The following is an 11789-nucleotide window of genomic DNA, read 5'->3' as shown; positions in this document are numbered from 1 at the left end:
GCACGAACTGCTGCCCTGGGAATGGAAGCTCCTGCGCCAAGCCGATAAGCCAACCGATCAGCAAGCCGCCTGACCTTCACCCAACGCCATCATAGACCCCGTCGTGCCCGCGCGCATCCGTCAATCAGGCGGTCTTCGTCGTATGCGTACCATAAAGACGCCTTGCCAGTCTTCCCAAACCAGTTCTCGCAAAGTACCAGAGCCATCGCTTGAGCCAGTTGCAGAAGGCGTCGTTCGGGGGTGCGCCGGGAAGGGCGAAGCGACGCACCTCGACGGGCTAAAGCTGCTACCCGTAGGCCAACCAACAAGGTTCGCAACTGCATCATCCGTGTTTATACGGGCAGATGGAGTTGCGGATCGTCAGCTTTTACGTTCGTGTTGCCCAAGAACAACTCGCCATCATCTTGATGGCCACTACGATATTATTTTCACAGCACTATTTGTGCCATCCGTTTGGTGCCGAGCGGCAGGCTTCATTTAATTCGGTCTAATTCTTCTTGTCTGAAAGGCCACTAATCGCCTCACGTTTGACGAGAAAGCCGCGCGCGGAACCAATTCTCAACAAAGTTTGAGACGACTCAGATAGAAAAAGGATCGGGACAGGAAGCCATCAGATGACAATTAAGAACATCGTGATACCTTTGGAAATTGAGTATCTCCAACAAGCCGCTAAACATCGTGGGATATCACGCACAAAGCTAGTTCGACTGCTGATGGAGCGTGTCGTCAAGGACGAACTGGTCCCGCTCATTCTCGGAAATGAGCGCCTGCAAGAGCAGGAAGAACGTCAGCAGCGCTATCGCCGTTTCCGAAACTCCTAGCGCCGTGCGCTTTTGCTTGTAAGCAGCGGAACGAACTGGCTCCGGCGCTTTTGAGAACGCGATAGCGGAGCAGCAAGCCCTCACCCAGCAACAATCGGCGGCCTGGTTCTTTTGTGCTCGAGTGTTGCAGGTCTACGACAAGGATATCGCCTGGCGCGATCAGGGCGAGCCGACAGCCAGTGGTTGCGACCGACATCATTCCCGGCCCCGTCCTCGACACCGGCCGCTGGAAGATCAGCGCCGTGGTTTCGCATGGCGACGGGCTCGACATGTCACCGGCGTTTCGCGCGCTGGATGTGCCTCGGCTATCGCTTCGAAGCGGAAGGCAACGTCATTGCCATTTCAGGCGATACCGTCCCCTGCCCCGGCCTCGAGCGACTGGCCGAGGGCGCCGACTTGCTCGTACAGGTCTGCTTTCTGGCCACGCCTGAGATCAACAACGAGCATTTCCGCAAGTTGGCGAAATACACGATCGCCTGCGGTGACACGGTTGGCGAGGTCGCAGCCAAGGCCGGCGTCAAGAAGCTGGCGCTGACCATCACCGTCCCCACACCGATGATGCCATGCTGGACGCGCTGCTCGCGGATGCCCGGCAAGACTATTCGGGTCCCGTCGTGATCGGCGAAGACCTCACGCGCATCGAGGTAAGACAGCTCAGGACGTGCCGACCTCGATCCGGAACGACGCTTGCTCCTCTGCACCGGGCGCAATGTTCATCAGGCCCGGCTTGTCGGTGAACTCGCCGTCGAAGCCGACGGGGCTCGCATAACCGCGCCAGGGCTCGATGCAAACGAACGGCGCCCCCGGCGGCTTCGACCAGATTCCGAGCTCGCGAAAGCCGCGCCATGAAATTTTGAGCCAGGGGCCGATGCCCTGCCCGGCCGCATAGCGGACCGCAGCGCTATTGACGGGATTGAGGATGACGGCGTCGTTGGTGAACAGGGCTTCCGACAGAGGGAGCACAGTGCCCTGGACCGGGCTGGGATCCGCAGCCGGGAGCAGGAGCCCGCCTTCGACGCGGCAAATCGGAGACGGCTCCTTCTGCGTGAATGTCAGCGCATAGCTTTCCTTCGGCACGCCAGGCTGAAGCGGCCAGTTGAAAGCGGGATGGCCACCGAGCGACACCGGCAGAGTCTCGTTGCCGGTGTTCTCGACCGCGAGCGTGAGATCGAGACCGGCATCATCGAGCGCATAGGCCGCGGTCAGCCGGAACGCGAACGGATAGCGCTCCCGTGTCGTCTCGCTGTCTTCAAGCACCAGCGTGCACCTGTTCTCTTCACGTGCCCCCCATGCAAATCGGCTGTCGCGCGCAAAGCCGTGCTGAGTCATCCGGTATGTCTTGCCCCGGTGCCGCAATTCGTCATTGGCGAGACGCCCGACGATCGGAAACAGCAACGGCGCGTGGCGCGGCCAGACCGGCTCGGCCTGCCACACAAATTCGACACCGTCCTCGTGCCTGAGCGAGCACATCTCGGCGCCCTGTGCTTTGATGGTCGCAGCGAGGGAGCCGCTTCTGATCGTGTACGTGTCGCTCATGCCCAAGCCTCCAGCGGATTTGATCTCACGACGAAGATCCCACGGACCTTTTTGTTTTCCCAAGGCACTGACCAGGTCCGAAAATGACTCACGACCCTATTCGTGAACCGATCTGGTAACAGGTCGAGCCAACGTGGTCCAGCAAGCATCGACATGGCAACGCAAAAGCGCGGCGCGCCGATTCAATTGGCAAGATCAATTCGCGAGACAAGGATAGATGATGTTGAAGCAGCATTGAAGTGACGCGCATGTTCGAGTCGCCACTGCCTGATCAGTAGCTTGCGCGCGGCAAGCCTCATCATTCAGCCCGGTGTAAGACTTGCGGCGAGATCAGCACTTCGCAGCTACAAACGTCAATCTCTCGACGCCGTTCCGACGCCAATCGATCAAACTCCGTTGCTACGCCATTCATCGGAAGTCGCAGGTAAAAAGGAAGGGCCATCTCCAGCCCGCGGAAGCGTGATATCGATGTCAATCAATTGCCGAACATCTGGCCTGCTGGTCTGCCTGATACTGTCGCTTATTGTTAGCCCGGCAAACGCGCAGTCTCCTGTCAACAAGGACGTCCTCGTTTACGGCGGCACAGCTGCCGGCGTCATGACCGCCTATTCGGCCGCACGCCAGGGGGCGCAAGTCGTGCTTCTCGAGCCCGGCCATCATCTCGGAGGCATGGTCACGGGAGGGCTTTCCGCCACCGACCTCGGCAATCCCGAGGTGATCGGCGGATACGCGAAGCTGTTTTATCAGCGCGTCGCCGAGCATTACGGCCGCTCTAGCCTCGACCGCATAACGGATTGGCTCTCGGAGCCGCATGTCTCCGAGGACACCTTCGGCGCGATGCTCGGTGAAGCGGGAGTTGAAGTCGTCTTCGGCGCTCGGCTGCGCGAACATCACGGCGTGACCGTCGAAAATCGCAAGATCGTTTCCGTGACGAGCGAGGACGGCCACGAATGGCGCGCCAAGGTCTTTGTGGACTGCAGCTACGAAGGAGATCTCCTGGCGCAATCAGGCGTAACATACACTTGGGGCCGGGAAAGCGCGCAGACTTACGGCGAGACGCTCGCCGGCGTACGCACGATCACGCCGCAGCATCAGTTTCGCTGGCCGATACTTGCCTATCGCAACGACCATCAGCCCTATCCGGAAATCTCAGCCGGCCCGCTGCCGACGGCCGGAAGCGGCGACAAGAACGTCCAGGCCTATAATTATCGACTTATCCTGACCGATGATCCGGCAAATCGTTTGCCGTTTCCCAAACCCGACGGCTACGATCCAGCACAATTCGCGTTGCTCGCGCGATACCTGCAAGATTTTCAATCGCACATGGGCCGCGAACCCTCGCTCAGGGATTTCTTGTACCCGGTACGGCTCCCGAACCACAAGGCCGACTTCAACAACAACGGGGCGTTCTCGAGCGACTATGTCGGCCATAGCGCCGCCTATCCTGACGCCTCCTACCAGGACAAGCAACGGATCCGCGCCGAACACCTTCGCTACACACAAGGGCTGCTTTACTTTCTCACCCACGATCCCATCGTGCCAGCGACGCTCAAAGGCCAGCTCAATGCATGGGGCCTGCCGAAGGACGAATTCTCGGATAGCGGCCATTGGCCAAGGGAATTGTACATCCGCGAGGGACGACGCATGGTTGGCGCCTATGTCGTGACACAGGCGGACTTGCAGACAAACCGCGCCAAGCCGGATTCGATCGGCATGGGCTCGTACAACAGCGATTCCCACAACGTACAGCGCGTCGCGATGCCGGACGGATCGGTACGCAACGAGGGAGACATGCAGGTCCCCGTCCAGCCGTACCAAATCCCCTATCGGGTCATGACGCCTCGCAAGGACGAATTGCAGAACCTGCTGGTGCCGGTCTGCCTGTCCGCTTCCCACGTCGCCTATTCCTCGCTGCGCATGGAGCCGCAATACATGATCCTCGGGCAATCAGCAGGCGTTGCCGGAGCGCTCGCGGCGCAGAGCGGTGTAGCTGTGCAGGACATTCCGGTTGCGCGGTTGCAGCGCGAGCTCCTGAAGGCCGGCGCTGTTCTCGACCTGCCGGAGGACGGCATCTTTGGGCCGTGACCACGTCGGGCACCGACCGGGCTGGTTAAAAGGCGCACAATCACGAGCAGTTCCGTCGACAGGCACTCAACGCATCCGCCGTTCACGAGAGGCCCCCCTCAGGTACCAAAGCGGACGAGAACGTATGGAACATCGCTCCGTCATATTTTCGTGCCTAACAATTGCTCTCTAGCGGCACATCGGCTGGCCCGATCCGTGCACAGCTAGGACATTATGACGATACACACTTCAAGAAGCTCACTGGCGAACAGCACCAATCTGAAGATCTCCATCAACGGCCGCTTTCTTTCGCAAGCGCTGACGGGTGTTCAGCGCTATGCCGCTGAAATCGTCAAAGCCATCGACCGCGCATTGGTGTCCGGCCGGTTTCCGGCACGGCTGCAAGATTGCGAATGGCAGCTGCTTATTCCACCCGATGTACGGGAAGTCCTTCATCTCGAGAAAATCAAGGTCCGAAAGATCGGGCGCTTGAGCGGACACGCCTGGGATCAGGTTGATCTGGCGCGCGCGGCCGCGGGCGGACGCCTGATAAGCTTGGCGAATTCAGGCCCCGTGCTGCATCGTGACCAAATCGTGGTCATTCACGATGCCCAGGTCTTTCGTCGCCCGGACTTCTTCGGCTGGCGCTATCGCACGGTTCATCGCGCAATGGATCGCTTGCTGGCGCGTAGCGCAACCATCGCGACAGTTTCGAACTTCTCGCGTCAAGAGCTTGCTGACGTGCTGAAGCTGTCAGCGTCCGAGATTCCCGTGCTCCCCAATAGCGCGGAGCACTTTGCAAGCACGGTTCCCGATTATGACATCCTCGACCGGCTCGGGGTCCGGTCCCACAGCTATTTTCTCTTCATCGGCTCGATGACGAAAAACAAGAACCTCACCGTGGCAACGCGCGCCATCCAGTCGCTGGACCGACCGGATGTTCCACTTGTCATCGTCGGCGGCCAGAACAGCAGCGTTTTTCAGGATAATTTGGGCAACGCAACTCCGAATCTCATCCTGGCGGGCCGCCTGACCGACAACGAAATCGCTGCACTCTATGAGCGCGCGTCTGCGTTCGTATTTCCTTCTCTCTATGAAGGATTCGGCGTGCCTCCGCTTGAGGCAATGTTGTTTGGATGTCCGGTCATTGCCTCGACAGCCGACGCCGTCAAGGAGACCTGCGGCGACGCGGCTGCCTATTTCGACGCCAACGATGCCGATGCTCTGCGTGACTGCATGCAAGCACGACTAGCTGCCGGCGCAATCTCGGAGAGCGAACGAAACAGGCAACAGACTAGACTCGCACAGTTTTCATGGCAGCGATCTGCCGACGCACTTCTGCAATTCCTGGCGCGGCAGCAGATCAACTGAGACGCGCAAACCGATCGAATACTCGTAAATCCTTCTGGTTCCGTCCGCAGAAAAAGATACTTCGTGACGACGACGGCTGCACGCTTGGCGCAACAACACCACACGCTCGTCAAATTGTTGCTTCGTATTGGGAGGATCGTCCGCGCCACTGCCGATGCTCACGAAGGGACCAGCGATGTCAGGCTCGCTCCAACGACCGATCAAGCTATTGCACATCGCTGAGACGATCCGAGGCGGAATCGCGACCTACCTGAATGACCTGCACCCGCAGCAGGAGGCAAGTTTCGGCGCCGAGAATATCCATTATGTCGTGCCTTCGGATCACCGCGGCGATCTCGCCATTGATGACGCCCAGATGACGACGTTCGAGCGGTCGGGCCGCAGCGTGTCAGGTCTCTTCAACATGCTGCGCGCCAGCTTGCAGGCGATCGACAGCTTCAGGCCCGATGTCGTTCACCTGCACTCGTCATTTGCGGGTCTCGTTCTCCGGCCTGCGCTCGCGGCAAGGCCTCAGGCCCCCAGCGTGATCTATTGTCCGCATGGCTGGGCCTTCTCGCGCGAGACCGGACGGTTGAGCCATCAGGTCTCGAAGGCCGCCGAAAGGCTTCTTACTCGCACCACGGATCGAATCATCTGCATCTCTGCGGACGAGTTCAACGAAGCCGTTCGCGCCGGGATTTCGGCCGATCGCCTGACATTGGTGCCCAACGGCATCTCGATGAGGCGTCCGGAGCCCTCGCCCGTGGCAGCGATCTGGCCTTCGAAGAAAGCCAAGGTCCTGTTCATCGGCCGGCTCGATCGGCAGAAGGGCTTTGATTTGCTGATCGAGGCGGCAAGGCTTCTCGAAGATGTGGTGGACGTTCGCATCGTTGGCGCCTCCGTCGTCAACAAGTTCGAGGGACCGGCGGTGCCTCCCAATGTCACCCTGCTCGGCTGGCTCGATCGCCGCGAAATCGAGACCCATCTGGAGGCCGCCGACCTTGTCGTGATCCCCTCCCGCTGGGAGGCCTTCGGCCTCGTCGCGCTGGAAGCGATGCGTGCGGCCAAGCCGATCTTGGCTTTTCGGATCGGAGCATTGCCGGAGATCGTGGTGGATGGCGTGACCGGCGTGCTGTGCGAGCCGGTCACCGCCGCAGAGCTGGTCGAGGGCTTCCGACGCGCGCTCGACCTCGACCTGAAAGTGTTGGGGCACCGCGGCTACGAGCGCTTCAAGCAATATTACGACGTGCAGAAGACCCATCGACAGCTCCGGCAGGTCTACATGGAGGTGCTGCAGAGCGACGGGCGGCGCCCCGAAGAGCAGGTGCAACTCCAGCAGGACGTGTCGAGCAACGCCTGAGCAGAATCGAAACCCTCCCCTGGCGCGACCGGCGTGCCCAAGGGATGAGACAAGTAGACCGCCATCGGGAGTATCCCTGGCAGCATGAGCGAGGACCGTGGTGAGCGCGATCTGAATGATGCAAAGCACCTTAAGAAGCACCACGCGGCACATCTTCATCTGGCTCGTCACCATAGGTCTATCGACGTCAGGCGGTCTCTCTCAGACCGCGCAGCCGCTGGACAGCAAGTTCTTGCTTGGTGTCGGCACGCATCAGGGACTGGGTGGCCCGGTCAGCTCACGCGGCTACACGCCTCCGATCAATATCGGCCAAATCAAGGACCTGGGCGTCACCGCGTTCCGCGACGATTTTCCGTGGTCGGACTTCGAGCAGCCTGGAGGCCGGATCGGGTTTACTCCGCAACTCGGCCGGCTGGACGCCCAAATCAGGTCAGCCGTTGCCCGCCCCTTCCTCATTCTGGCTTTCGGCCACCATCTCGTGCCGAACTCCATGCCGCCCACGACGGACGAGGCACGGCGTCGCTTCGCCGCCTACGCGTCGGCTGCAGCACACGCAGTCGCACCGCAACGGCCGGTGTTCGAACTCTGGAATGAATGGAATCTTGCGGCGAAGAAGGACGCGGCCTTCTCAGCCGACAACTATCTGGCGCTGGCCAAGATCGTACAGCCCGCGGTCAAGCAAGCCGCGCCCGGCGCCCCCTTCGTGATCGGCGCGATTGGCGATGATCCCGGCTGGAGTTGGACCGAGCAGATGCTGCAGTCGGGCGTTCTTCAATATGCCGATGGCGTCTCGATCCATCTTTACAATTTTTGCATGGGACCAGCCAAGCGCACCTCGGCGGAGGTTGTCGACCGGCTGAGCGCCTTTCATCGCCTGGTGACCGATGCCAGCGGCAATCCGACGTTTCCAATCTATGTGACCGAAGCAGGCTGGCCCACGGCGAACAACAAATGCGGCGTCAGTGAGCAAGCACAGGCCGACAATATGGCCCAGCTCATCCTCTGGGCTTCAACCGCCTCATCCTGGCTCAAAGGTGTCTGGCTGTACGAGCTCAAGGACAGTGGAACGAATCCATCGGACCTCGAACACAATTTCGGCCTGTACCATTTCGACAATTCTCCGAAGCCAGCCGCCTGCGCGGTTCGTGACGCATGGGCCTTTGTCCGGTCGAGCACGAGCGCGGAAGACAAGAAGCTGCCAGGCGGCATCACCGCGATCATCGCGTCGACGCCGGCCGGCCGACGAATAGCGATCTGGTCCGCCGATCCAAACCGACGCTTTGCAGTGCGGCTGCGATCCAACGCGGCGGACGCGACTTACAGCCTGCCTTGCGACGCTTCGGCGCAGCCCGCTTCAGGCGCGTGGATGCCGGTGTCGAGCACGCCGCTGCTGGTCAGCACGAATACGGCTGCGACTCCCGATTTCGATATCCGGCCGGAAAGGTGAGCGATGCCTGCGCGCACGCCAGCCAAGCGGTCCCGGATCAGTGGTTTTCTGCGTTCTCAACGATGAGATTGGCCCCATGAAAGTTCTTTTGACATCTTCGCTCTATCCGACCCCAAATGCACCGAAGGTCGTAGGCGGCGCCGAGATTTTCGCCCGCCGCTTCGCCGAAGGCCTGGCCGAGTCCGGCGACAAGGTGGAAGTCGTCCGTGCCGCAACGTCGCCCGATCGACGGTTCGAAACACACAATGGCATCGATATCCATACGGCGCCCGTGCAGAACCTTTATCTGCCGTTCAACGAGCCGAAAAACGCCGCGCTACGCAGCGTGTGGCATGCGGTCGAGGACTGGCAGATCCTGGCGCCGATGATCGCGGAGCGGATCCGCGCCTTCAAACCCGACGTCGTGCACTCCAACAATTTGTCGGGGCTGACAACCGCGATCTGGAGGGTCGCGGCCCAACTTGGCGTGCCTGTGCTGCACACGATCCACGACTATTATCTCACCTGTCCCCGATGCTCGCGATTCGATCGGGGACGGGCCTGCGAGCATACCTGCGCCAGCTGCTCGCTGCTGACCTATCACCGCCGTCGCGCGACGCATTGGCTCAGCGCCGTGGTCGGCGTCAGCGAGCGGGTCCTGTCGATCCACACCGACCTCGGCCTGTTTGCGGACACGCCGATCCGCACCGTCATCCACAACGCCTCGACGGCCCCGCCGAGCGCTCCATATCTTCGTCCTCTCTGCACCACCGAGGTCACCTTCGGGTTCATCGGACGCTTGACCGAAGAAAAGGGCATCGAGAACCTGATGCGGGCATTGGCCAGGCTCCCACGCGAACGTTTCAAGACGCTGATTGCCGGGCGGGTCAGTGACAGCGAGCAGCAAAGGCTGAAGGCGATCGCTCCCGACGCCCGCGTCGAGTTCATGGGATTTGTTTCTCCCGACGAATTCTACAAGGCCGTCGACGTCGTGATCGCGCCCTCGATCTGGCATGATCCCGGCCCGCTCGTCGTCGCCGATGCCAAGGCGGCGGGCCGGCCGCTGCTCGGGACGCGTTTTGGCGGGATGCCGGAAGCGATCGAGGACGGCGTCACGGGCTGGCTCACCGATTCCGACCCGGCGTCTCTTGCCAACAGCATGCTCGCCATCGCGGCGGACCCGCACAAGATCGTCGAGATCAGCGAACGCCTGGCCAGCGACAACAATAGATGGATGTTCTCCGACGTCATCGTTGCCTATCGCAAATTGTACAGGCAATTGCGCGAAACGCGGCCGCGACGAAACTACGCCAGAGCGGCCGCAGCATCATGACGAACCCGCAGGCTCCCGAGCGCACCTCCCGCGCAGACCCAAGCTGAGATCAATCGTCCCAAATGGCTCGCTTGTCTGCCGTTGCCGGCTACATCTATCAGAGCGCAACGGCGATCGTTCTGATCTTCGCGATCAGCCATCTGCTGGGCGCGGCTGACTACACCAGCTTTTCGCTGGCACTGGCGTCGAGCCAATTGCTCTGCGTCCTGATGTTCGAGTGGCTGCAGCTCGCTGGCCTCCGTTTCCTCCCCGCGGCCGGCGACCGCGAGGCGGCGCGGCTGCGATGGTCGCTGTTCTGCGCGGGCCTCTTGAGCGCGCTCGCACTGATCTTGATCGGCGCTTGCGCGTCGTTGATGAGCCGGTTCTCGCCTGTTGTCGTCGCCCTCGGCTTGAGCGTCGCCGTGCTTCAGGGCTTTGCCGACCTCAACCTCCTGACGATCCGCCTGTGCGACCGCCTGGGCCTTGCGTCCTGCCTGCTTGCCTTGCGGGCGACCACAGTTCTCGGCGGCGCCCTGGCAGGGGCGGCATTATGGGGAACCGCCGAAGCGACGCTGATCGGTGTTGCATCCGGCCAGGCGGCGGGCCTCGCCGCAGGTCTGATCACGCACCGGGCCAAGCTGGAGCGGCCGCCGCTGTCGGTCATGCTCCGCGACTGGTCCGAATTCTGCCGCTACGGCCTGCTGGCAGCCGGCGCCTCCGTCATCCATCTGTCGGTGCCCGTATTGCTGCGCTTCATTATCATCAGCCGTCTCGGGGCGACGGGCGCCAGCGCCGGATTCTCGATCGCGCTCGACCTGCTTCAACGCCCCTTTGGCGTTCTCAACGCCGCGATCCACACGATCAGCTATCCCGAGGTCGTTCAGGACTTCGAACGCGGAGGCATCTCAAGGCCAGCCGATTCGGCCCGACGCATGTTCGAATTCATGGTCTGCACCACCGTCGTGCTGCTGGGGGGGCTGATCGGCTTCATCCCGGATGCCGCCCATATTCTTCTGGCGCAGGACAGCCTGGACGGCTTTCTGGCGACGGCGCCGGTAGTGGCGTTGTTTTATTTCCTGCACCTCCACTTGCAGTCCACAGTCGCGCTTGTCCCTCATCTGGAGAAGCTCTCAGTCCGGCTGCTCGTCGTTGCGACCGCCCAGCTGATCCTTGTGGCAGCCGTATCCGCGTTCGCGGCCGCGGCGGGACTATCGCCGCGCGGTGCGGTCGCCTGTGCCTCGGCCGCGACCATGATCGTCATCCTGCTCGCCCTGGGTCCGACGATCCAATACCGCGCGGTTCCCCGCGCCATCCTGATCGTCCAAGCTCTTGTCGCGGCGATCCTGATCGGATCGCTTGCATCGATGCCGATCCAGCCGCTCTGGCTCGCCGCCAAGGTCCTGATTGCAGGACTTGCGGCCGCGGTGGTGGCTTGGCGAGGAGACTTCCTCATGCTGGCGCGACACAGCAGACCGTGAGTTCCATGCTCGTAACCGACGTCCGACGCCGCCTTACAACCATCGCGCGAAGTTGGTGATTCAACCTTTACGGATATTTCTATAGCTGTGCATCTCCGTATATTTTCGGATACGCGCAGCAACATGCGCGCGGGTGTGCGACTCGCAGATTGATTCGAGAGCATCTTCGCACTGATGTTGCTGGTCTCGTAACCAGTCGCGCGCGAGAGTGCGCAGATATTCAGCAGGTCAAACCGTCGAATTCTTGAAAGCGCCGCGGTCGCGCCATCCTACGTCGACATCGCCACGATATGCCTTCGTCGATACGACATCTGTTCCTGCACAAGGAACTTGCGTCCCACGATATTTGTCGCGTCGATCTTTATCTGAAATTCACACTCGAAATTGAGAGTTGCGATCAATCCTGCGGGCAATTCCGTTCGCTCTCTCCAGGCTCGAGTGT

The 11789-nt window shown here is 61.1% G+C and carries 9 protein-coding genes; 8 read left to right on the top strand and 1 reads right to left on the bottom strand.

Features of this window, described 5'->3' with window-relative positions:
* Positions 1–614 precede the first annotated feature (614 nt).
* A complete protein-coding gene (locus L6639_RS39990) occupies positions 615–821 on the top strand; it encodes a hypothetical protein (protein ID WP_237867005.1) in 207 nt (68 codons plus the stop codon).
* Between the two features lie 252 nt (positions 822–1073).
* Positions 1074–1439 carry an MBL fold metallo-hydrolase gene (locus L6639_RS39985; RefSeq protein WP_237867004.1) on the top strand — a complete coding sequence of 122 codons (366 nt, stop codon included), beginning with the start codon at positions 1074–1076 and terminating at the stop codon, positions 1437–1439.
* A gap of 36 nt (positions 1440–1475) precedes the next feature.
* Here the strand turns inward: L6639_RS39985 and L6639_RS39980 are convergent, their stop codons facing one another.
* Positions 1476–2357, bottom strand: a complete 882-nt coding sequence (locus L6639_RS39980) for an aldose 1-epimerase family protein (RefSeq protein WP_237867003.1) — start codon at positions 2355–2357, stop codon at positions 1476–1478.
* 468 nt (positions 2358–2825) lie between these two features.
* Here L6639_RS39980 and L6639_RS39975 point away from each other — a divergent pair, with 468 nt between their 5' ends.
* From L6639_RS39975 to L6639_RS39950, 6 genes are all read left to right on the top strand, one after another.
* The gene (locus tag L6639_RS39975) at positions 2826–4442 is read left to right on the top strand and encodes an FAD-dependent oxidoreductase (RefSeq protein WP_237867002.1); all 1617 of its coding nucleotides are present in this window, start codon (positions 2826–2828) and stop codon (positions 4440–4442) included.
* 213 nt (positions 4443–4655) lie between these two features.
* Positions 4656–5792 (top strand): glycosyltransferase family 4 protein, encoded by a 1137-nt coding sequence (locus tag L6639_RS39970; protein ID WP_338076578.1) that lies wholly within the window; start codon positions 4656–4658, stop codon positions 5790–5792.
* Between the two features lie 175 nt (positions 5793–5967).
* A complete protein-coding gene (locus L6639_RS39965; protein WP_237867001.1) occupies positions 5968–7131 on the top strand; it encodes a glycosyltransferase in 1164 nt (387 codons plus the stop codon).
* 115 nt (positions 7132–7246) lie between these two features.
* The gene (locus L6639_RS39960) at positions 7247–8578 is read left to right on the top strand and encodes a hypothetical protein (RefSeq protein WP_237867000.1); all 1332 of its coding nucleotides are present in this window, start codon (positions 7247–7249) and stop codon (positions 8576–8578) included.
* A gap of 76 nt (positions 8579–8654) precedes the next feature.
* On the top strand, positions 8655–9890 hold the full coding sequence (locus tag L6639_RS39955; RefSeq protein ID WP_237866999.1) for a glycosyltransferase family 4 protein: 1236 nt from the start codon (positions 8655–8657) through the stop codon (positions 9888–9890).
* Between the two features lie 62 nt (positions 9891–9952).
* Positions 9953–11347 (top strand): hypothetical protein, encoded by a 1395-nt coding sequence (locus L6639_RS39950; protein WP_237866998.1) that lies wholly within the window; start codon positions 9953–9955, stop codon positions 11345–11347.
* Positions 11348–11789 lie beyond the last annotated feature (442 nt).

The sequence above is a fragment of the Bradyrhizobium zhengyangense genome (assembly GCF_022012555.1).
Lineage (GTDB): Bacteria > Pseudomonadota > Alphaproteobacteria > Rhizobiales > Xanthobacteraceae > Bradyrhizobium > Bradyrhizobium zhengyangense.
The sequence above is the reverse complement of the archived record's forward strand: the minus strand, read 5'-3'. Positions and strand labels throughout refer to the sequence as shown.